Annotated in this window: 14 protein-coding genes and 2 pseudogenes; 5 read left to right on the forward strand and 11 right to left on the reverse strand. The window is 69.1% G+C overall.

Annotation, left to right across the window (positions count from 1 at the left end):
* Positions 1 to 15: 15 nt before the first annotated feature.
* Entirely contained in the window at positions 16 to 5,520 is a 5,505-nt protein-coding gene (locus tag OG876_RS30865; protein WP_328520177.1) for an ATP-binding protein, read from the forward strand.
* Between the two features lie 21 nt (positions 5,521 to 5,541).
* Entirely contained in the window at positions 5,542 to 7,689 is a 2,148-nt protein-coding gene (locus OG876_RS30870) for a transglycosylase domain-containing protein (RefSeq protein ID WP_328520178.1), read from the forward strand.
* A 2-nt stretch (positions 7,690 to 7,691) separates the two neighbouring features.
* Here OG876_RS30870 and OG876_RS30875 read toward each other — a convergent pair whose 3' ends face one another.
* Entirely contained in the window at positions 7,692 to 7,880 is a 189-nt protein-coding gene (locus OG876_RS30875) for a hypothetical protein (RefSeq protein ID WP_328520179.1), read from the reverse strand.
* A gap of 71 nt (positions 7,881 to 7,951) precedes the next feature.
* Positions 7,952 to 9,877: pseudogene (locus tag OG876_RS30880) on the reverse strand (primary-amine oxidase); the annotation flags it as partial.
* A gap of 68 nt (positions 9,878 to 9,945) precedes the next feature.
* Here OG876_RS30880 and OG876_RS30885 point away from each other — a divergent pair.
* Positions 9,946 to 11,391: a gamma-aminobutyraldehyde dehydrogenase gene (locus tag OG876_RS30885; RefSeq protein ID WP_328520181.1), complete on the forward strand. Its 1,446-nt coding sequence runs from the start codon at positions 9,946 to 9,948 to the stop codon at positions 11,389 to 11,391.
* Here the strand turns inward: OG876_RS30885 and lysA are convergent, their stop codons facing one another.
* The 7 genes from lysA to OG876_RS30920 form a co-directional block, all read right to left on the reverse strand.
* Positions 11,392 to 12,636 (reverse strand): diaminopimelate decarboxylase, encoded by a 1,245-nt coding sequence (gene lysA / locus OG876_RS30890; RefSeq protein ID WP_328520182.1) that lies wholly within the window; start codon positions 12,634 to 12,636, stop codon positions 11,392 to 11,394.
* Complete coding sequence (locus OG876_RS30895; RefSeq protein WP_328520183.1) at positions 12,633 to 13,988, reverse strand: pyridoxal phosphate-dependent decarboxylase family protein; 1,356 nt, start codon at positions 13,986 to 13,988, stop codon at positions 12,633 to 12,635. Before OG876_RS30895 ends, lysA begins: the two co-directional genes overlap by 4 nt.
* A gap of 2 nt (positions 13,989 to 13,990) precedes the next feature.
* Positions 13,991 to 14,911, reverse strand: a complete 921-nt coding sequence (locus OG876_RS30900) for a universal stress protein (RefSeq protein WP_328520184.1) — start codon at positions 14,909 to 14,911, stop codon at positions 13,991 to 13,993.
* Complete coding sequence (locus OG876_RS30905; protein ID WP_328520185.1) at positions 14,908 to 16,362, reverse strand: amino acid permease; 1,455 nt, start codon at positions 16,360 to 16,362, stop codon at positions 14,908 to 14,910. The genes OG876_RS30900 and OG876_RS30905 overlap by 4 nt, the downstream gene beginning before the upstream one ends.
* A gap of 89 nt (positions 16,363 to 16,451) precedes the next feature.
* On the reverse strand, positions 16,452 to 17,477 hold the full coding sequence (gene speB / locus OG876_RS30910) for an agmatinase (protein WP_328520186.1): 1,026 nt from the start codon (positions 17,475 to 17,477) through the stop codon (positions 16,452 to 16,454).
* A gap of 24 nt (positions 17,478 to 17,501) precedes the next feature.
* Positions 17,502 to 18,695, reverse strand: a complete 1,194-nt coding sequence (locus tag OG876_RS30915; RefSeq protein WP_328520187.1) for a serine hydrolase domain-containing protein — start codon at positions 18,693 to 18,695, stop codon at positions 17,502 to 17,504.
* An 82-nt stretch (positions 18,696 to 18,777) separates the two neighbouring features.
* Positions 18,778 to 19,680, reverse strand: coding sequence for a serine hydrolase domain-containing protein (locus OG876_RS30920; protein ID WP_328520188.1), 903 nt, complete (start codon positions 19,678 to 19,680; stop codon positions 18,778 to 18,780).
* An 88-nt stretch (positions 19,681 to 19,768) separates the two neighbouring features.
* On the opposite strand from OG876_RS30920, the gene OG876_RS30925 reads away from it, so the two are divergent.
* Entirely contained in the window at positions 19,769 to 21,208 is a 1,440-nt protein-coding gene (locus OG876_RS30925) for a biotin carboxylase (RefSeq protein ID WP_328520189.1), read from the forward strand.
* Between the two features lie 6 nt (positions 21,209 to 21,214).
* Here OG876_RS30925 and OG876_RS30930 read toward each other — a convergent pair whose 3' ends face one another.
* A complete protein-coding gene (locus OG876_RS30930; RefSeq protein WP_328520190.1) occupies positions 21,215 to 21,550 on the reverse strand; it encodes a hypothetical protein in 336 nt (111 codons plus the stop codon).
* Positions 21,551 to 21,621: 71 nt separating this feature from the next.
* A complete protein-coding gene (locus OG876_RS30935; protein WP_328520191.1) occupies positions 21,622 to 22,011 on the reverse strand; it encodes a VOC family protein in 390 nt (129 codons plus the stop codon).
* 188 nt (positions 22,012 to 22,199) lie between these two features.
* Here OG876_RS30935 and OG876_RS30940 point away from each other — a divergent pair.
* A pseudogene (locus OG876_RS30940) lies at positions 22,200 to 23,138 on the forward strand (integrase core domain-containing protein); the annotation flags it as partial.
* Positions 23,139 to 23,229: the final 91 nt, after the last annotated feature.

A 23,229-nucleotide genomic window follows, 5' to 3' on the forward strand; every position in this document is an offset into this window, starting at 1 on the left:
ACACGGAGGCGGTCGATGTTCAAGCGTATCGCAGTAGTGAACCGGGGCGAGGCCGCGATGCGGCTGATCAACGCGGTTCGTGAGGTGAACGCCGAAGGTGGGGAGCAGATCGAGACCGTTGCCCTGTTCACGGATGGTGAGCGGACGGCGACGTTCGTCCGCGAGGCCGACCTGACCTACCCGCTCGGCCCGGCATCCGCGCGTCCGTACCTCGACCTGGCCGTGCTGGAGCGTGCGCTGCGGGAGACCAAGGCCGACGCGGCCTGGGTCGGCTGGGGCTTCGTGGCCGAGGACCCGGCGTTCGCGGAGCTGTGCGAGCGGATCGGCGTCACGTTCATCGGGCCGTCGCCGGAGGCGATGCGCAAGCTGGGCGACAAGATCGGGTCCAAGCTGATCGCCGAGGAGGTCGGCGTACCGGTCGCGCCGTGGAGCCGTGGGCCGGTCGAGTCGCTGGAGGCGGCCCTGCAGGCGGCCGGGACGATCGGCTACCCATTGATGCTCAAGGCAACGGCCGGCGGCGGTGGCCGCGGCATCCGGGTGGTCCGGTCCGCCGACGAGCTGACCGACGCGTACGCGCGGACCAGTGACGAGGCCGCCCGTGCCTTCGGCAGCGGCGTGGTCTTCCTGGAGCGTCTCGTCACCGGAGCCCGGCACGTCGAGGTGCAGGTCATCGCGGACGGCCAGGGGACCGCGTGGGCGCTCGGCGTCCGGGACTGCTCGGTGCAGCGCCGCAACCAGAAGGTCATCGAGGAGTCCGCCTCCCCGCTGCTGTCCGCGTCCCAGGTCGACGATCTGAAGGCGTCGGCCGAGCGGCTGGCCCTGGCGGTCGGTTACCGCGGCGCGGCGACCGTCGAGTTCCTGTACCACCCGGGCGAGAAGACCTTCGCGTTCCTCGAGGTGAACACCCGGCTCCAGGTCGAGCACCCGATTACCGAACTGACCACCGGGATGGACCTGGTGAAGGCCCAGTTGCACGTCGCGAACGGCGGCCGGCTGGAGGGCACGAAGCCGGCCGAGAGCGGCCACGCCGTCGAGGCCCGGCTGAACGCCGAGGATCCGGACCGTGACTTCGCGCCGTCGCCGGGACGGATCGCGGTCCTCGATCTGCCCGCCGGCCCCGGCATCCGGGTGGACACCGGCGTGAGCGCGGGCGACAGCATCCCGGCCGACTTCGACTCGATGATCGCGAAGATCATCGGCTACGGCCGGACCCGCGAGGAGGCGCTGGCGCGGCTGCGCCGCGCGGTCGGCGCGACCACGGTGCTGATCGAGGGCGGCGCCACCAACAAGAGCTTCATCCTCGACCTGCTCGACCAGCCCGAGGTGATCGACGGCAGCGCCGACACCGGCTGGATCGACCGGGTCCGCGGCGAGGGCCGGCTGGTGTCGCACCGGCACTCCGGCGTTGCGCTGGTCGCGGCCGCGATCGAGGGGTACGAGGACGCCGAGCAAGTCGAGCGGACGCGGTTGCTGGAGACCGCGCACGGCGGCCGGCCGCAGGTGCAGCACGAGGTGGGCCGGGCGATCGACCTCAAACTGCGCGGCGCGAGTTACCGGGTGACCGTGGCGCGGATCGGGCCGGACCGGTTCCGGGTCGGCGTCGGCACCGGCAACGACCACCTCAAGGTCGTCGACGCCGAGCTGGAGCGGCTGGACGACTACACGAGCCGGCTCGTCGTCGGCGGGCAGCGGTTCCGGCTGGTGACCGCGACGCACGGCCCGGTTCACCTGGTCGAGGTGGACGGTGTGACGCATCGCGTCAGCCGGGACGAGGGCGGCGTACTGCGTTCTCCCGCGCCGGCGCTCGTGGTCGCGACGCCGGTGCAGAGCGGCGCCGAGGTCGAGGCCGGTGCGCCGGTGCTCGTGCTGGAGAGCATGAAGATGGAGACGGTGCTGTACGCGCCGTTCAAGGCGACCGTGAAGGAGTTGGTGGTCGCCACCGGCAGCCAGGTCGAGACCGGCGCGCCACTGCTTCGGCTGGAGCCGGTGGCCGACGATGCCGGTGCCGAGGAGGCCGCTCCGACGGAGAACGGCGTACAGCTGGATCTGCCGAACGGGAGCGGGGAGAAGTCCGCGGCCGAGCGGGTCGAGCGGGGACTGGACGACCTGCGCAGCATGCTGCTCGGGTTCGACATCGACCCGCAGGACGAAGGCGGAACCCTGGCCGGTTACCTGGCCGCGCGGTCGGAGCTTCCGGAGGCGCCGGTCGTCGCTGAGATCGAGCTGCTGAAGGTGTTCGCGGACTTCGCCGAGCTGAGCCGCAACCGGCCGGCCGGAGCGGATACCACGATCGAGAACCGGGTGCACAGCCCGCGCGAGCACTTCCACACCTACCTGCAGAGCCTCGACCCCGACCGGGGTGGTCTGCCGGCCGAGTTCCGCGCCCGGCTGACCCGGGTGCTCGGTCACTACGGCGTGAGCGATCTGGAGCGCAGCACCGAGCTGGAAGAGGCGGTGTTCCGGATCTTCCTGGCGCAGCAGCGCTCGGCTCCCGACGTCGTGCTGGTGACGTCGGTGCTGCAGCGCTGGATCGCCGAGCCACGCCCGGAGGCGCCGCTGGACGAGTCGGCGCACGACCTGCTGGACCGGCTGGTGCTGGCCACGCAGCTGCGCTTCCCGGTGGTCGGCGACCTGGCCCGGAGCGTGCGGTTCCGGTGGTTCGACCAGCCGCTGGTCGACGCCGAGCGGGCCTCGATCCTGGCCGGGGTCGGCGACGAGGTCGCGGACCTCACCGCGCACCCGGAGGCGCCGGACCGGCAGGAGCGTGTGGACGCGCTGGCCGCCATCCCGGAGCCGATCGTCCGGTTCCTGGCGCAGCGGCTGGAGCGCGGCTGGGGTGAGCGCGAGCCGATGCTGGAGGTGCTGATCCGCCGGCACTACCGCGAGTACGAACTGCACGACCTGCGCGAGTTCGCCGTCGACGGGCGGCCGTTCGCGACCGCCGACTACACGATCGACGACCGGCCCAGCCACCTGGTCACCACGGTCGGCACGGTGGCCGAGGTCGCCGACCCGGACAGCGGGCTGGCCCGGGCGCTGACCGCCCAGATCGACGCCCGCCCGGCCGGGCACGAGGCCGTGGTCGAGCTCTACCTCTACGGCCCGGACCTGCCGGAGTCGCAGCAGGAGGCGTCCGACCGGTTCCGCCGGATCGTCGCCGACCTGCCGATCGCCCAGCGGGTACGCCGGTTCTCGGTCGCGATCGCTCCCGGCCAGGACCGGCCGGTCTCGTATTTCACCTACCGCCCGGCCGGTGGCTCGGTGACCGAGGACGACAACGTCCGCGGCGTGCACCCGATGGTCGGCCGGCGGCTGAACCTGTGGCGGCTGCGCGACTTCCGGATCACCCGGCTGGAAGGGCCCGAAGACGTCCTGCTCTACTACTGCGTCGCGCGCGACAACGAGGCCGATCAGCGCCTGGTCGCGCTGGCCCAGGTGCGCCAGTTCGCCGTGGTCCGCGACGAGGACGGGCAGGTGACCTCGCTGCCGCACGCGGAGCGGGCGATCGCGAACTGCCTGGAGGCGATCCGCCGGGCCCGCACCGATCGCGGCGCGGCCGGCGCGAAGCTCGACATGAACCACGTCTGGGTGCACATCTGGCCGGTGGTCGACGCCCAGGTCGACGAGGTCACCGCCCTGCAGCGCAACATCGCCCCGCTGACCGCGGGAGCCGGGATCGAGGAGGTCCTCGTCCAGGGCCGGGTCGCGGCGCCGGACGGCAGCATCAACCCGGTCGCGGCGCGGTTCTACTACCAGCCCGGTGCGGGCGTCGTCACCTCGGTGGAGCAGCCGCCGACCGGGCGGCTGATGCCGCTCGACGACTACGCCCAGAAGGTGCAGCGGTCGCGCCGCCGCAACACCATCTACCCGTACGAGGTCAGCGGCATGGTCGCCGGTGCGGGCGGCTCCTTCGTCGAGTACGACCTCGACGACACCGGCGCCCTGGTCCCGGTCGACCGCCCCCGCGGCCTGAACAAGGCCGGTATCATCCTCGGCGTCGTCAGTACGCCGACCTCGCGGCACCCCGAAGGAATCACCCGGGTCGCGCTCAGCGGCGACCCGACGAAGGCGCTCGGCGCGGTCGCGGAGCGGGAGTGTTCCCGGATCATCGCGGCCCTCGACCTGGCCGAGCGGATGCGGGTGCCGGTCGAGTGGTACTCGTTGTCCGCCGGCGCCCGGATCTCGATGGACTCCGGCACCGAGAACATGGACTGGGTCGCCAAGGCACTGAAGCGGATCGTCGAATTCACCCAGGACGGCGGGGAGATCAACGTCGTCGTGGCCGGCATCAACGTCGGCGCGCAGCCGTACTGGAACGCCGAGGCGACGATGCTGATGCACACCAAGGGCATCCTGGTGATGACCCCGGACAGCGCGATGGTCCTGACCGGCAAACAAACGCTGGACTTCGCCGGTGGCGTCTCCGCCGAGGACAACTTCGGCATCGGCGGCTACGACCGGGTGATGGGCCCGAACGGCGAGGCGCAGTACTGGGCGCCCGACCTCAAGGGCGCCCGGGACGTGCTGATGGCGCACTACGACCACTCGTACGTCGTCCCCGGGGAGAGCGGCCCGCGCCGGGCCGAGACGTCGGACCCGGTCGACCGCGATGTCACGACGTACCCGCACAGCGTGCCGGACAGCGACTTCAAGACGGTCGGCGAGATCTTCTCCGCGACGACGAACCCGGACCGCAAGAAGGCGTTCGACATCCGTACGCTGATGCGATCCGTCACCGACCTGGACCACCCGGCGCTCGAGCGCTGGGCGGGGATGGCCGACGCGGACACCGCGGTGGTGCAGGACGCGCGGCTCGGCGGGTACCCGGTCTGCCTGGTCGGGATCGAGTCCAAGACGGTCCCGCGGCGTGGTTTCCCACCGGCCGACGGCCCGGACACCTACACCGCCGGCACGTTGTTCCCGCGGTCGTCGAAGAAGGTGGCGCGCGCGATCAACGCGGCCAGCGGCAACCGCCCGCTCGTGGTACTGGCGAATCTGTCCGGTTTCGACGGCTCGCCCGACTCGATGCGGAACCTGCAACTCGAGTACGGCGCCGAGATCGGCCGGGCGATCGTGAACTTCGAGGGACCGATCGTTTTCTGCGTCGTGTCGCGCTATCACGGCGGCGCGTTCGTCGTGTTCTCGAAGGCGCTGAACCCGTCGATGACCGTGCTCGCGGTGGAAGGTTCGTACGCCTCGGTGATCGGTGGCGCGCCGGCGGCGGCGGTCGTGTTCGCCGGTGAGGTCGACGCCCGGACCGCGGCCGACGTGCGCGTTTCCTCGCTGGCAGAGCGAGTTCGGGACGCGAGCGGCGCCGAGCGGGCCGCGCTCGCGACCGAGCTGGCCGAGGTGCGAACCGCTGTCCGCGCTGAGAAGCTCGGCGAGGTGGCGGCGGGCTTCGATCGGGTGCACGACATCCGGCGCGCGGTCGAGGTCGGGTCGGTCGATGCGGTGATCAGCGCGCGGGAACTGCGGCCAAAGTTGATCGAGGCAATCATCTCCGGGGTACCAGGAGTTTGATCGCTGGCTTAGCCTGGAGGTATGCGTACCGAGAGGGGCGGTCGCAACAAGGCTAGTTCGTTGATCACTTTCATCGGGGTCAGCGCGCTGGCGGGCGCGCTGGCCGCGGGGCTGGCGATTCCGTTCGCCGGCTTCGCCGGGGTCGGCTCCCGAGCGGTGGTCGAGTCCGTGCAGGACCTGCCGCGGGAGCTCGACGTCGATCCGGTGGCCATCCGCAGCCGGATCCTGGCGTCGGACGGGACGCTGATCGCCACCCTGTACGAGCAGAACCGGGTCCCGGTGCCGCTGGACAAGATCAGCCCGATCATGCAGACCGCGATCGTGGCGATCGAGGACTCCCGGTTCTACGACCACGGCGCGCTCGACCTGAAGGGCACCCTGCGGGCGATGATCCGCAACCAGACCGAGGGCGAGGTACAGCAGGGCGGCTCGAGCATCACCCAGCAGTACGTGAAGCTCAGCCTGGTCGAGAAGGCCAAGACCGCCGCGGAGCGCGCCGACGCGACCGCGGTCACCTACCAGCGCAAGCTGACCGAGCTGCGCTACGCGATCGCGATCGAGGATCAGCTGTCCAAGGACGAGATCCTCGAGCGGTACCTGAACCTGGTGAACTTCGGCGACGGCTCGTACGGCGTCCAGGCGGCCGCCCAGCACTACTTCCGGACCTCGGCCGCCAAGCTCACGCTGCCGCAGGCGGCCATGCTGGCGGGCCTGGTGAAGAACCCGACCGGCTACGACCCGACCAACGACCTGGCCCGCGCCAGGGCCCGCCGCGACCTGGTGATCCGGCGGATGCTCGAGCTCGGCGTGATCTCTCTGCATCAGGCCAACCAGGCGCTGAAGACCCCGGTGATCGACCTGGCCAGGGTCGAACCGGTGCCGAACGGCTGCGCCAACTCGCGCTACCCGTTCTACTGCGACTACGTCGTCTCGAAGCTGCTGGAGAACCCGGCGCTCGGCGCGACCCCGAAGGACCGCGACCATTATCTGAAGACCGGCGGCCTGACGATCCGGACCTCGATCGACCCGCGGATCCAGGCGGCCGCGCAGGCGTCGATCAAGGAGCACAGCAAACGCACCGACAGCGCGATCGCGGCGATCACGATGGTCGAGCCGGGCACCGGCGTGGTGAAGGCGATGGTGCAGAGCAAGCCGTACGGCAACGGCCGCAACCACACCAACTACAACTACAACGTCGAGAAGTCCTACGCCGGCGGGTTCGGCGGCTTCCAGAACGGCTCGACGATGAAGGCGTTCACGATCGCGGCGGCTCTGCAGAAGGGCTTCGCGATGGACTACCGGATCAACTCACCGGCGCAGATCGATCTGAGCGGGAAGAAGTTCACGACCTGCACGGGCTGGACCCGGGACCGGGACTACCGGCCGAAGAACTCGACGCACAGCGGCGACCTGACCATGGTCGAGGCGGCCCGGTTCTCGACCAACACCTACTTCCTGCAACTGTCCCAGCGGACCGGCCTGTGCCCGATCGCGCGGATCGCGTCCCGGCTCGGGATGTACAACGCGCAGACCGGCGGGCCGCTCGACCAGGTCGTGTCGATGACGCTGGGGGTCGGCTATGTGACGCCGTTGATGCTGTCGAACGCCTACGCGACCTTCGCGGCCCGTGGCAAGTACTGCAAGCCGCTCCTCGTCGTGGCCGTGCGGGACAACGGCGGCCGGCCGATCGACACTCCGGGCGTCGAGTGCAAGCAGGCCATTCCCCGCGCTGTCGCCGACGGGGTCAACCGGGTGCTCAGTGCCGTGATGATGCCTGGCGGGACCGGTGGCCGGCTGCGGTTCGGCACCCGGGACATGGGCGGCAAGACCGGCACCATCCAGCAGAACCTGGCCGTCTGGTTCTGCGGCTACACCCCGAACCTGGCCGCGGCCGCAGTGGTCGCCGACGCGAGCATCCCGTACACGAACCTGATGTTCCGGCACACCCTGGACGGCGTGGACATCGCCGATCCGACCGGCTCGGGAACGGCGGGACCGCTCTGGGAGACCGCGATGCAGGGAGCACTGGACGGCATGCCGGTGAAGCGCTTCGTCGCCCCACCGGCAAAGATGATCCAGGGCCCGGCCTCGGCCAGTTCCGGCCAACAGAACCAGAACCAGAACCGGAACCAGAACCAGAACCGGCCGACCCCGAACCAGCCGCGCTGAGCCTAGACGCCGTGCTCGTTGGCCTTCTTGGGCGTCCGCTTGGAGAAGTCCCCGACGACCTTCCCCTTCTGGTTGACGACCTTGCTGTCGTCGCGCAGACCGCCACCGGAGCCGGTGGCCCGCTTGGCCTGCCGGCCGGTCATCTTGTCGCCGTCCGGAACGTCCCGCCCGCTCTTCCTGCCGAATGCCATGACCTCACCCCTTGTTCTTGGAACAGCTGAGTGCCGACACGCTAGCGTCACGAGAGGGTCTGTCAAACGCTTCAGTGGCACACCTCGCCGTCGGCCTCCGTCGGCGGTGCCACGTCGATCGACGGGTTCTGGTCGAAGAAGCCGAACGGCTTGAGCCAGAAGGCGATCGTGTCGACCGGCATCACCGGCCAGTCCTCGACCCGGGTGACGTGATGGATGCCGAACACGTACCAGAGCACGATGTCGGCGTTCTCCAGCAGTTCGTCGTCCGCGATCCACCGCGTCATCCCGTCGTCGACCGTCGACTGGGTCGGGTAGTCGCCGCACGGCCAGCGCTCCTCGTCGTGCTGCCGGGTCACCCAGACCGTGTGCCCGATCACCGGTGCGCGCAGGTACTGCGGTGTCTCCGGGTCCATCAAGGGCGGGATCGACGCGCTCGGGACGAGCTTGTACGCCGGATTCGTGCCGACGGCGTTGACGCGGTTCGGGTTGACCACCTTCCAGGATCGTTGGGTTGCCCAATTGAAGTCGCGGGCGGCCTCGGACTCGGAGCGGATCGGCGTCGCCTCGGTGACGACGGCGAGTCCGTAGGGGTTCTCGGCCGAGACCGGCAGCGCCCGGGAGTCGACCTCCTGCACGGTGTTCCGGTCACCGTCCACGTCGAGATCGAGCCGCGCGACCAGGAAGTGCTGGTGGAACGGCGCATACGTCTGCTCGTCGACCACGGTCCCGGTCGGTGGCGACGTACCGTCGGCCGCGAACGGCGTGGTCACCATCAGCCCGGTTGCCCGGACCTCGCACTCGATGTTCCCGTCCTGGTAGAAACGCCAGTAGATCAGGTATTCGTAGTTCGCCACGGTCGCGTGACACGACACGACCATCCGGCGCATCCGCCGTACCTCGGTGCCGGTCGTGTGGTCGACGTGCTTCCAGAGGACGGCGTTGTCCTCCTCGTGCAGGCAGATCGCGTTCTTGATCCGATACGGCTCGCCGTGCGTGTCGTGCAGTACGGCGTCCAGGTACACGATCTCGCCGAGACAGTCGCAGCCGAGCTCGAGCGAGGTCGTCATGAACCCGAGACCCCATTCACCGATGTCGAACGCCGTACGCCGGTAGTGGTCGAACGACGTGTCGCGGTAGGGGACCACCATCTCGGTGAACGACATCCGGTAGGCGATGTCGCGGGTCGTGCCCCGGCCATTGACATGATCGTCGTACGTGACCTGATAGATGACCGGACCCTCGCGGTGGTTGAAGCCGAGCCGCATCGTCCAGTTCTGCCACTTCAGTTCGGTGCCGTCGACGGTGAACGAGACGCCCTCCGGCTGGGCGACCTCGAGCGGTTTGAGGTCGGTGCGGAGCTCACCCGTCCACGGCCCGGGGGCGTACTCCGCGTTGACGTCCGGCTGGCCGTGGTTGTGGTCGTTCTCGAGTTCGAGCAGCTCCAGCGTGTTCATGTCGACGACGACCTTCAGGCCGGACACCGGGTGTGCGTACGGGTTGCCGTCGGGGGTCTCGCGGTACCAGATGTCACACCAGCCGAGCCGCCGGTCGCGGTACTTCTCCGGCATCAACGCCTTGCCGTACGTCCACACCTCGATCAGCACCAGCGACAGGTCGGTGATGCCACGCTCGGCCAGGGCGGCGATCACGTCGGGATGAGCGCGCATCGCGTCGTCGACCTCGTGGTACTCGTCGACGGTGAAGTTGGGGGTGACGCCGGCGACCTCGGTCCATGAGACGACGCGGTCGGCGGTCAGGTCGACCACACCTTCCCAGGTCTGGTTGTCGGCCCGGTTCCACAGGACGGCGAACGCGGTCCGGGGAATCGGATCACCGGGGCGCCAGGCCTTCACCGCGGCCTTGTCGGGCTCGAGCAGCTCGATCGCGGCGAAGCGCCAGGATCCGCCGAGCTCCTCGTCCCGGCGCAGGATCGCCGCGGTGTGCCGGAACTCGTGCTCGTCCAGCGGATCGAGTGGATGCGTCGCCATGGCCTTCTCCTGGTTGGTGGCTGAGCCTAGATTGAGGGAACGGGGACGGGAACGCGGGCCGCGAGGGGGTTGTCATGCCGGACAAGCAGGTCTTCCACAACGTCATCGGCGGCACGGTCCAGGCCGCGGCGTCGGGGGCGATGATGGACATCGTCAACCCGTCCACCGGCGAGGTCTACGCGTCCGCGCCGAACTCCGACGAGCACGATGTCGATCTGGCCTTCCAGGCGGCGGCGAGCGCGTTCGAGACCTGGCGCTGGTCGACGCCGAGCGAGCGGCAGCGCGCGCTGCTGAAGCTGGCCGACCTGATCGAGGACGGCGCCGAGGAACTGATCGCGATCGAGAGCGAGAACACCGGCAAGCCGGTGGCGCTGACCCGCTCCGAGGAGATCCCGCCGATGGTCGACCAGATCCGGTTCTTCGCCGGTGCGGCGCGGGTGCTGGAGGGCAAGTCGTCCGGTGAGTACATGCGCGGATTCACCTCGTCGATCCGGCGCGAACCGATCGGCCCGGTCGCCCAGGTCGCGCCCTGGAACTATCCGATGATGATGTCGGTCTGGAAGTTCGCCCCGGCGCTGGCCGCCGGGAACACGGTCGTCCTGAAGCCGTCCGACACCACGCCGGCGTCGTCGTACTGGATGGTCGAGCGGATGCAGGAGATCTTCCCGCCTGGCGTCTGCAACCTGGTCTGCGGCGACCGTGACACCGGCGCCGCGCTGACCAGGCACAAGGTCCCGCGGCTGGTCTCGATCACCGGATCGACGCGAGCCGGCATGGCCGTCGCGATGGCGGCCGCGGCCGACGTGAAGCGGGCCCATCTCGAGCTCGGCGGCAAGGCGCCGGTGGTGGTCTTCGACGATGCCGACATCACGGCCGCGATCGAGGGCATCTCGGTGGCCGGCCTGTTCAACGGCGGCCAGGACTGTACGGCGGCCACCCGGGTGCTCGTGCAGCAAGGAATCTACGACGAGTTCGTGCAGGAGCTCACCGACGCGGCCCAGCAGACGCGGACCGGCTACGACCCCACCGACGAGGACATCCTGTACGGGCCGATCAACAACGCCAACCAGCTCGGACATGTGTCCGGCCTGGTCGACCGAACGCCCGACCACGCGCGGGTGACGACCGGCGGCCACCGGATCGGGGAGACCGGCTACTTCTACGAGCCGACGATCGTCGCGGACCTGCGGCAGGACGACGAGCTGATCCGGACCGAGATCTTCGGCCCGGTCCTGACCGTGCAGAAGTTCGCGGACGAGGACGAAGGGCTCCGGATGGCGAACGACAGCGAGTACGGCCTGGCCTCCTCGGTGTGGACCACCAACGTCAACACCGCGGCCCGGATGTCCGCCCGGCTCGACTTCGGCTGCGTCTGGGTGAACACGCACATCCCGCTGATCGCCGAGATGCCCCACGGCGGCTTCAAGCACTCGGGCTACGGCAAGGACCTGTCGATGTACGGACTCGAGGACTACACGCGGATCAAGCATGTGATGCTCCATCACGGCTTCGAGGGTTGATCACACGTCTCTGGCCATCAGGTCGTCCCAGGTCTCTCGCCGTACGACGAGACGCGCGGCGCCCTGGTCCGCGAACACGACCGGGATGCGGCGGTTGCCGTTGTAGTTGTTCGCCATTGTGTAGCAGTAGGCGCCGGTGGCGGGCACGGCCAGCAAATCACCTACGCGCGGATCGGCCAGCGGTACGCCGTCGACCAGGACGTCGCCGCTCTCGCAGTGCCGGCCGACCACGGTCACCGTCTCCGCGGGCCCGTCGAAGCGCCCGACGATGCCCGCCTCGAACCGCTGCCCGAACAACGCGACCTCCAGGTTGTCGCCCATCCCGCCGTCCACCGCGACGAACGTGATCACACCCCGCTTCACCGTCGTGACCCGGTAGATCGTGGTCGCCGCCGTACAGACCATGCTGCGTCCAGGCTCGATGATCAGTTGGGCGGCGGCGGGGAGGTGCTGCTTCGCCGCGCCGATCAGGGCGTCCAGGTACGCCGCCACCGTGGGCGGCTCGTCGGCCCAGGTGTACCGGGCGCCGAGCCCACCGCCCAGGTCGTACACCTCGAACTCGCCGAGCCGGGCGACCGGCGCGACCGACTCCGCGAACGGTTCGACATCGAGGATCTGTGAGCCGACATGGACGTGCAGTCCGCGCATTTGCAGCCGTGGGCTGTGCTCGATCCGCTGGATCAACCGGGCCGCGTCGGCCGGCGCCAGACCGAACTTCGAACCCTCGTGCCCGGTCAGCACATGGCTGTGGGTGTCCGCGGTGACCCCCGGAATGATGCGCACCAGGACGTCCTGCGAGCGGCCGGTCGCTTCCAGCCGGTCCACGTCGTCGGCGTTGTCCACCACGACCAGGCCGATACCGTGCTCGACCGCGAGCGCGATCTCCTCGTCGCTCTTCGCGTTGCCGTGCAGCACGATCAGCGCCGGATCGACACCGGCCTTCAACGCGGTGAGGATCTCGCCGCCGCCCGCGACATCCAGGCCGAGTCCTTCCTCGACCATCACCCGCTGGACCGCCGTACACGGGAAGGCCTTGGACGCGAAGACGACGCGGGAGTTCGGCCAGCGGGCCGTGAGTTCGTCGCGGTACTCGCGGGCGCGGGCTCGGAGTGCTTCCTCGGCGACGACGAGGACCGGCGTACCGAAGTCGGTGGCGAGGTCGTCCGCGCGGCAGCCGCCGACCACCAGGGTGCCGTCCGCGTCGAGCCGGCTCCCGGCCGGGAAGAGCGAGAGCAGGTCGCTCATGGCTCTGTCCGGGCCAGCACCTCACGAACCACCTCGAGGCTGGTGCCGGGATGGAGGAACGCGAACCGGCCGACAGTCTCGCCCTCCCACTTGCTCGGCGGGATGAACGCGACCTCGTCCTCGTGGAGTTGCTGCGCCCACGTGTCGTAGTCCTCACCCGACCAGCCCAGCCGCCGGAACAAGACGACGCCGAGGTCGGGCTCCCGGATCAGGTCCAGGTGCCGCATGGTCTTGATCAGCCCGGCCGTCTCCCGGGCCAGGCGTGCCGCGGTCTCGATCGCCTCGCGGTACGCGTCCACGCCGTACACCGCGAGCGAGAACCACAGCGGCAGACCGCGGGCCCGACGGGTCAGGTGGTAGGCGTAGTCGGTCGGATTCCACTCGCCGTCGGAGACGTGGATGACATCCAGGTACGACGCGTCCTGGGTGTGCGTCGCCCGCGCGAGCTCGGGCTCGCGGTAGATCAGGGCGCAGCAGTCGAACGGGGTGAACAGCCACTTGTGCGGGTCGAGGATGAACGAGTCGGCCTGCTCGATCCCGGCGTACTTCGGCCGGAGTGAACGCGCGAAGATGCCGGAGCCGCCGTACGCGCCGTCGACGTGGAACCACCAGCCGTGCTCGCGGGCGAGCGCGCCGCAGCCTGCCAGGTCGTCGATGATGCCGGCGTTGGTGGTGCCCGACGTACAGACGAGAGCCGCGATAGTCGACGGATCCGGATCGGCGGCGACCGCGGCCCGGACGGTGTCGGCGGTGAGCCGGTGGTCGGGCGTGTCGACGACGAGGGCGTCCAGCTCCAGCAGGCGCAGGGTGTTGACGATCGAGGAGTGGGCGTCGGTGCCGACGACGACACGCAGGCGGCGATCGGTCCCGAGCCGTTTCTTCGCGGTTTCCCGGGCGACCGCCAGGGAGGAGAGATTGCCGGCCGAACCGCCGGAGACGAAGCAGCCGCCCGCGCCTGGTGGCAGCCCGGCTTCGTCGGCGATCAGCCGGAGAACGGTGTTCTCGGCCGCGATCGCGCCGGCGGCCTCCAGCCAGGAGATGCCCTGGATCGACGCACAGGACACCAGCATGTCGAACAGCAGACTCGCCTTCGTCGGCGCCGCCGGGATGAACCCGAGGAAGCGCGGGCTGTCGGCCGAGATCACGCTCGGCGCGATGACGGACGAGTAGACCCCGAGCACCTCGTCCGGGTGCCGGGGCGCATCGCGGATCAGCCCGTCGAGCCGTTCGTACAGTTCGTACGCGGGCAGCGTGTTGCGGTCGAGTGGCACGGGATCCATCCGCAGCCGGTTCTCGGCGTACGCGAGGACGCTGCGCACCATCTGCTCGGTCGTCTGGTCGACTTCGTGCATGGTCAGTTCTCGGTGGCTTGGCCGGCCAACTCCTCGGCCCGGCTGCGGGGGACGACCAGGACCGGGACGGGGGAGTGGCGGAGGATCTTGGTCGCCCGGGAGCCGAGGAACACCCGCGCGACCGGCCCGAGGTCGCTGGATCCGACCACCAGGACGTCACCGGGATCCCAGCCGACGTCCTCGATCGCCTCGGCCCAGGTCGGGCCGGAACCGACCACCGTCTCGACGGCGCGCGGGTGCTCGGGCAGATGCTTCACCTGCGCGAGCGTGGCGGTCACGGACTTGTCCAGCTCGGCCCGCCATTCGTCCATCACCAGGTCTTCGGAGTCGGTGCCCAGCCTGGTCGTGTACGCCGGGCGGGACCACACGGCGAACGTCGCGATCCGCAGCGATGCGCCCACGTCAGTGCTGATCGTGGCGGCCGCGAGTACCAGGTCCTCGGCGCTTTCGGTGCCGCCGAAGGCCGCGGTCACCCGCGCCACGGTCCCGTCCACCGGACACCGGAATCCCCGCGTTGCCAGGGCGAGCGAGACATGCGAGCTGTGCAGCAGCCGGTCCGTCACACTGCCGAGCGCGATGTGACCGAACACGCCGGCCGACGACGAACCGAGCACGATCAGCCGGGCGTCGTGCTCTTCGGCGATCTCGAGCAGACCGGCCGGCACCGACCGCGCGCTGTGCCGGATGTACGCCGTCGGCACGTCACCCGGCAGGAAACTCCGGGCCCGCTCGAGGGCCTGGTCCGCGCTCTGCGCGAGGTAGTCCTGGTACTCGGCGTCCACGCGCGCCATCCCCGGCACCCACGGCGCCGGTACGACGCTGCAGACGATCAGATTGTCGTGCGCCGACCGGGCCAGCATCGCCGCCAGGTGCAGGGACGCCTTGCCCCGCTCGTCGGAACCGTAGCCGACGATCATCGTCATGGCTGCGGCCCGTCCTCGTCGTGGATCAGCCCGACGTGCTCGTGCCGGCCGAGGTGCGAGTGCTTGAAGCCGTAGAAGAAGTAGAAGATCAAGGCGACCGCGAGCCAGATCAGGAACACCTCGATCGTCACGATGCGCAGGTCCTTGATGATCCACAGGCAGCCCGCGATCGACAGGATCGGTGTGACCGGATACCCCGGCACCTTGAAGCCGCGCGGCAACTCCGGGTGGGTCCGGCGCAACACCATCACACCGATCGACACCACCAGGAACGCGACCAATGTGCCGATACTTGTCATCTCGGCCAGGAAGTTGATCGGGATCAGGCCGGCCAGCAAGGCGATCACCACCGCGACGATGATCGTGTTCGGCACCGGTGTGTGGGTGCGCGGGTTCACCTTGTGGAACAACTCCGGGATCATCCCGTCGCGAGCCATCGCGAAGAGGATCCGGGTCTGGCCGTAGATCACGATCAGCGTGACGCTGAAGATCGAGATCACCGCGCCGGCGGCCAGCACACTGGCCGGCCAGGTCGACCCGGTCACCTTCTCCAGGATCGCGGACAGACCGGCCTCCTGGTTCTCGAACTCGCCGGACGGCTGGGCGGCGACCGCGACGAGCGTGACCAGGATGTAGAGGCCGGTGACCGTGACGAGTGCGATCAGGATCGCCATCGGCATGGTTCGCCGCGGGTTCTTCACTTCCTCACCGGCCGTGGAGACAGCGTCCAGGCCGATGTAGGAGAAGAAGATGATGCCGGCCGCAGAGGTGATCCCGCTCAGGCCGAACGGGGCGAAGTTCGACAGGTTGTCGGAGTTCCAGCCCTTCAGCCCGAGGACGACGAACAGCAGCAGCACGCCGATCTTGATGCAGACCATCACCGCGTTGGTCTTGGCCGACTCACTCGCGCCGCGGATCAGCAGCAGCGTGCAGAGTGTGACCAGGATGACCGCGGGCAGGTTGAACACGCCACCCTGCTCGGGCGCCTGCGACAGGCTGTCGGGAATCTGGAAGCCGAAGATGTTGTCGAACAGCTCGTTCAGGTACTGCGACCAGCCGACCGCGACGGCGGCAGCGGACACGCCGTACTCCAGCAGCAGGCAGGCGGCCACTCCGATCGCCGGCAGCTCGCCGAGCGTCGCGTAGGCATACGAGTACGACGAACCCGAGACCGGGACCGCACTCGCCAGTTCGGCGTAGCAGATCGCGGTCAGCCCGGCCACCGCACCGGCGATCACGAACGACCAGATCACCGCTGGTCCCGCGACCGGCACGGCCTGCGCGAGGACGAAGAAGATTCCGGTGCCGATGGTGGCGCCGATGCCGAACATGGACAGCTGGAACAACCCGATCGAGCGGACCAGTTCGCTCTGGCCGGTGTCCGAGCCGCTTTCCAGCGACATCTCCGGGACCGGCTTGCGGCGGAACAGTTGCTGCAGAGTCATCGCCATGGTGCCTCCCCTCGATGGAGGTGCCCACCCGTCCCGCCACCACCACCTTTCTTCGGAGTGTGGCACTCGCGTTCCGCCCAGGGAACAGGTCAGCCCGGCTCGGGGCGATCGCTGAGCAGGGGATGAGCGGGATCCCACCGGGTGCCGTCGCGCTCGTCCTGGCGCTTGCGGGCGATCGCCGACACCGCCTCCAGGACGACGCGATTCGCCAGCGCGGCCGTGATGTCGGCGTGGTCGTACGGCGGACTCACCTCCACCACGTCCATCCCGACCACGGGCAGCTCGAGGCAGATCCGCCGTACGGCGTCCAGCAACTGGCGCGCGGTCAGGCCACCGGGCTCGGGCGTCCCGGTGCCGGGGGCGTGGCCGGGATCGCAGACGTCGATGTCGACGGACAGGAAGACGCCGTCGCAGTCGTCGGTGGCGATCGTGAACGCCTCGGTCAGGCACTCGTCCAGGCCGCGGTGCACGATCTCGGTCATCTCGTAGGACCGCATCCGCTGCTGGGCCATCCAGTCCAGCGTGTCCGGCGGCGGCCAGTACCCGCGCAGCCCGATCTGCAGGAAACGGTCGCCACGCAGCGCGCCGGACTCGATCAGCCGGCGCATCGGCTGCCCGTGTCCCCAGAGCGAGCCGAACTCGATGTCGCCGGTGTCCGCGTGCGCGTCGAAGTGCAGCATCGACACCCGGCCGTGGCCGAGCACGTTCGCGACACCCTTCGCGTCCGGGAACGCGATCGAGTGGTCGCCGCCGAGCACGATCGGGATGGCGCCCGAGCGGGTCACCCGCTCGACCGCGGCCTCGAGCGCGGGCAGCGCGACCTCGATGTCGCCCGAGTACATCTCCACATCGCCGGCGTCGACGACGTGCAGGTCGACCAGTCCGTCGGTGCGCAGGGCCAGGCTCGGCCGCGATCCGTCATGGCCGAGGTAGTCCCGCATCCGGATCGCCATCGGCCCGAACCGGGCGCCCGGCCGGTGCGAGGTCCCGCCGTCGAACGGCGCCCCGAGGATGACCACCTGCGCGTCCGCGTACGACGCCGGGTCGTCCAGATCGCACACCGGGACTCCGAGAAAGGTGAAGTCCGGGCCGAACTGCTGGCCGTAGCGGCTCATCCTCGGAGTCTCGCACCCCGGCCATCAAGCGTCCAGCCGCGCGCCGATCGCTCCGAACGCCCGCAACGTGTCGATCAGGTACGCCGTGTTCTGCGGGTCCGGCCACGACGAAAGCTTCACGCCGACCGTCCTGGTTGCGCGTTGGACGTAGACCATCTGGCCGTGAATCCCCAAGCAGACAAGGGCTGTCCCGCGTTGGGTCGGCACGAACCAGAACTGGTTGCGATACCACCCACCGGGCAGCACGGCCTCGTTGTCCGTGCCCGCGAACGCGTCCCGCACAGCGAGGGGTGGCTGCCAAGCATCCGTGAGCCACTGGGCCGGCACCACCCGACCACCGTCGTCGAGCAGCAGCTGACCGAAGCGGACGAGATCACGGGTGATCGCCGAGATGCCACCGTCGTGCACCGCGGAACCGACCGCGTCACAGGTGATGTCGGCGTCCTGTTCGGCGCCCATCGGGATCCACACCAGGCTCGACACGAGGTCCGCCATCCGGGTCCCGGCCGCGCGCTCACACACCCAGCCGAGCATGTCGGTGTCGGCCGAGCGGTACGTGAACGGTCCGCCGTGGTCGGCCGCCGTACCCAGAGTCGTGAGGTAGCGGTACATACCGACCGGATCACCGTCGAGGCTGGGCCGCCAGCCCATCGACCGCTCCATCACACGGACCTCGGCGTCGGCGGCCTGGTAGGTCTCGCTGAACGCCACCCCGGTGCGCATGTCCAGGAGATCCCGGACGGTCGCGCCGTCGTACCCGGACCTGGCGACCTCGGGCACGTACGTCGTCACCGGAGCCAAGGGATCGAGTACGCCGCGATCGGCGAGGATCCCCGCGACACAGCCGACGATCGACTTCGACACCGACATCAGGAGATGTGGGGTGTGTGCGGTCATCCCGGCCAGGTACTGCTCCTCCACGATCACGCCGTCGTGCAGGACGATCAGCGCGTCGGTCCAGGTGTCCGCGAACACGCCGCCGGCGCGCGTAGTCGATCCGTCGAGTCGGGTGACCGGGGTCGCTTCCACGGTCGGATCGAGTGCGGTGGTGAGTGGGCTGACAGTGGCCGGATCGGCCGGGATCGCGTGCGTCGGCATCAGTTCGCGCATGTGGCGGAAGGCCCAGCGCACGTTCGGCGGGTCCTGCCAGCCGGCCAGGTCGACGAGGGTGTCGTCCGCCGGCGGAAAGCCTGTCATCCGGTCGTCGGTGGCTTCCATGCGACTACCATCGCACCATGCTCTCGCCGGGCACACTGCCGCCCCAGCATCGGCGCCCTCACCCCGTGGCGCCGCAGCTCGCTCATCTGAGCCGGTCGAGGATCAGCTCGTGGACCGCATCGAGCAGGGCTACCTCTGCCTCCGAGTGTGCGGTGACCGTGACGGTGGTTCGTGTCTCGGGGCAGACGAGAGCGTATTGGCCGTAGTTGCCGTCCATCCGGTAGATGCCGTCGTGGTCGATCCAGACGCTCAGTCCGTAGCCGAGGGTGAACCGCTCGCCCCAATCGAGGGCGCTGGTGTCGACGCGTTCGGCAGCCATCCGCCGTACGTAGGTCGCCGGCAGGATCTGTACGCCGTTCCATTCACCTTCCTGCAGCAGCAACCGGGCGAAGCGGGCGAGCTCCTCGGTGCGGAGGAAGAGGTCGCTTTCGGCGAACGGGTAGCCGAGTGGACAGGTGTGCCACGGCGGGTTGTGCAGGTCCAGCGGTGCGAACAGGCGGGGCAGGAGATAGGAACGCACGTCGGCGCCGGTGGCCCGCTCGACGACTCGGCCGACCGCGTAGACACCCGAACCGGTGTAGGCGAACCGGCTCCCGGGGACCGCGTCGAGCGGCGCGGCAACGATCTCGTGGAGAAGGTCCGGGGCCTCGATCGGCTCGTCGGCGGACCAATCGTGGCTCGTGCCGCTGGTCATGGTCATCAGCTGGCGCAAGGTGACGTCCTCGACCCCGTCCGCGGCGATCGTCCGGAGTTCGGGGAGGTGATCGAGGAGCCGGTCGTCGAGAGTGAGGCGTCCCTCGGCCTCGGCGAGCCCCACCGCGACCGAGGTGAACGTCTTCGCGATGGAGTAGAGGTTGACCCGGTCGTCGGAGCGGACCCGGCGCTCGACCGGCGGGCCGCCTTCGCGGTACAGGTGGACCCCGTACACGCCCAGGCCCCGCTCCCGATCGGCGCGGAGGAAGTCGTCGAGCACATCGTCGCGCACGGTCGAACCGTACCTCTCACCGGCGGCCGACGCGATGACAGGACGTTGCCACGGACCTACTGTGAAGGGACCAGGGGAGGGGTGGGCGATGAACCCGAAGCTGAACGGGATCGCCGAGATCCGTACGTTCTTCCGGACCAACACCCAGCCGATCTACTGCTTCGGCCCGACCGCGTTCAACCTGCTCGGCATCGACCGCTGGGTGCGCAACTTCCAGTACATCGTCTACTACGACTCCTGGGACGGCGCCCACCCGCGGGTGTTCGCGCCGAAGAACCAGCCGTACGTCGAGTTCGAGTCGACCGAGCAGATCAACAACTACCTGCTCCGCGATCCCGAGGTGCGGACCCATCTGCAACGGCGCGGCGGTACGCCGATGATCGTGATGGTGTTCTTCGACGAGGAGACCGAGGAGATCTGCCGCGAGCTCGGGTACGAGTTGATCATGCCCTCGGACGAGCTGCGCCGCCGGCTCGACTCCAAGATCGTCACCACCCGGCTCGGCGACGAGGCCGGCGCGCCCTCGGTCCCCAACGTGATCGGCACGGCCTCGTCCTGGAAGGAACTCAAGGAGCTCGCCGCGCTGAACGAGCTCGGCCGCGACCTGGTCGTCCAGACGCCGTACGGCGACTCCGGCAAGACCACGTTCTTCATCGCCGGCAAGAAGGACTGGGACAAGTACGCCGAGGACATCGTCGGTGAGCAGCTCAAGGTGATGAAGCGGATCGACAACAAGGCGGCCGCGGTCGAGGCCTGCATCACCCGGCACGGCACCATCGTCGGACCGTTCATGACCGATCTGACCGGCTATCCCGAACTCACGCCGTACAAGGGCGGCTGGTGCGGGAACGACCTCTTCCCCGAGGCGCTGACGCCGGTGCAGCGGGCGCTCGCGATCGACCACGTCCAGCGGCTCGGCGACCGGCTCGCGCGGGAGGGCTACCGCGGGTTCCTCGAGATCGACGTACTGGTCGACCTGGCCACCGACGAGGTGTACCTGGGGGAGCTGAACCCGCGGATCTCCGGCGCCTCCTCGATGACGAACGTGACCGCGGGCGCCTATGCCGACGTACCGCTGTTCCTGTTCCATCTGCTCGAGTTCATGGACGCGGACTATGTCGTCGACGTGACCGAGATCAACGATCGCTGGCGTGACCTGGCCGCGGTGGACGTGTGGGCGCAGCTGATCATGAAGGAGCCGGCCGACCGGGTCGAGCGCATCCTCCAGGCGCCCCGGACCGGGACCTGGCACCTCGACGAGGACGGCCGGTTCGAGTTCGTTGGCGTGAGCAACGACTGGCACGACGTCACGCACGAGGACGAGGCCTTCTTCCTCCGCGTCTACGGCCCCGGCGACTACCGCTTCAAGGGCGCCGACCTCGGCATCCTCGTCACCAAGGGCCGGATGCAGAACGCGGAAGGGCTGACCAAGCGGAGCCGCCGCTACATCGCCGGCATCCGCTCCCAGTACGTCTCCGAGGCCATGCCCGAGCCGCCGGCCCTGGTGCCGATCGGCTACGTGAAATAGCCGCGGCTACAGGGGCCTGAGGTCCGAGCCGGGGATCCAGGCGACGCGGCCGTCCTTGTCGCAGAAGCGGCCGAGCCACTCGCCGTTGTCGCGGATCCAGACGTCGAGCTCGCCGGTGGTCCACTCGGCCCGCTGGACCGGCTGCGCCGGGTCGACCTTCCGTACGGCGTCGGCCGGTCGCGGACCGTGAGCGTCGTACTGGACGTCGAGGTCACTGGCTATCCGATGGGCCTCCGTCTCGTCGTCGATATCGATCGCACGCCACCCGTTGACCGCACCGTCCCAGACGCCGAATCTGTTCGATCCGTCGTCGGACGGGCGCACCGTGAACCGACCAAGCATGTTTTCAGATTACCGCCTCTTCGAACACATGTTCTAGTCTTGATGTCGACAGGGCATGTGTGCGATGGCGCTCAGGGGCGCCGGCCGGCCAGCACGCAGAACTCGTTCCCCTCCGGGTCGGCCAGGGTGACCCAGCTCTCCTCGCCGGTCTGGCCGACGTCGGCGTGGCTGGCGCCCAGGTCGAGCAGGCGGCGGATCTCTTCGTCCTGCTCCCGGTCGGTCGGGTTGACGTCGAGGTGGAGCCTGTTCTTGATCGTCTTGCCCTCGGGTACGCGCGCGAAGGTCAACGTCGGTGGCACCGGGCCCAGGCGGTCCTTGCCCTCCGGCACCAGAGGCGAGCCGATGGTGATCACCCCGTCCTCTTCGTTCTGCACCTCGTAGCCGAGGACCGAGCACCAGAACCGGGCGAGACCGCCGGGATCGGCGCAGTCGATCGCAAGCTCGGTGAACTTACTGGTCATATCAGGAACTCCCGCTCGAGGACCGCCTCCGCCAAGACCCTAGCCGCAGTGTCCGACGGCCTACTTCACCGGCCGTCGATGCCTGTGGACGTGTCATGTCGCAGGACTTCGGTGACGGTTTTAGATCAGGACATCGGTGACTCTTCTGGTGGGCTTGGTGGTGACACTTCGGCCGCGAGGCTCGGGCGGTGTCAGCCAATGAACCCATCGATCCCCGTGTTCGCCTCGCGATCTCGCAGTGGCCCGAGGATGCTCCGCGCGGCGCGGTCTCGACCTTCTGCGCCGAGCACGGCATCTCGCGCAAGTCCTTCTACGAGCTGCGCAAGCGCGCCAAGGCCGACGGCCCGGCGGCCGTGCTCGAGCCCAGGTCCAGGCGCCCGAGGTTGAGCCCGGCGAAGTTGACCGAGGAGGTCAAAGAGCAAGCGGTACGGGTGCGGGCTGCGTTGGAGGCCTCCGGGCTGGACCACGGGCCGATCAGCGTGCACGACAAGATGCGCGCGATGGGGCTGGAGGTGGTGCCCTCAGTCGCGTCACTGGCCCGGATCTTCCGTCAGGCAGGTGTGGCTCGGTTCGAGCCGAGGAAGAAGCCACGCTCGGCGTGGCGCCGGTTCGTCTATCCAGCGCCGAACGCCTGCTGGCAGCTCGACGGCACCGAGTACGTGCTCAGTGGCGGGCGTAAGTGTGTGATCTTCCAGCTCATCGACGACCACTCCCGCTATGCGGTGGCCTCGCACGTCGCGTGGGGCGAGACATCAGATGCGGCGGTCGCCGTCTTCGACAAGGCCGTGGCCGCCCACGGTGTGCCCCAGCGGCTGCTGTCCGACAACGGGCTCGCGCTCAACCCGTCGCGCCGCGGACTCCTGGGTCAGTTCGTCGTGCACCTGATGGCGTTGGGCGTGGAGCCGATCACCGGCAAGCCGTACAAGCCGACCACCCAGGGCAAGAACGAACGCTTCCACCAGACGCTCTTCCGCTACCTGGACAAGCAGCCGATCGCCGACACGCTGGCTGACCTGCAGGCCCAGGTCGACGCCTTCGACCACATCTACAACACCCAGCGCCCCCACCAAGGCCTGCCCGGCCGCGTCACACCCCTGACCGCCTGGGAGGCCACCACGAAGGCCGAGGCACCTCGCCCCACTCGTGACCTGATCCGCCGTCCCGCCAGCCGGCCCCGACCTGCCTCGGCACCAGTGCCCACAGACCCGCCCGACGGCA

The sequence above is a fragment of the Kribbella sp. NBC_00359 genome (assembly GCF_036097425.1).
Lineage (GTDB): Bacteria > Actinomycetota > Actinomycetes > Propionibacteriales > Kribbellaceae > Kribbella.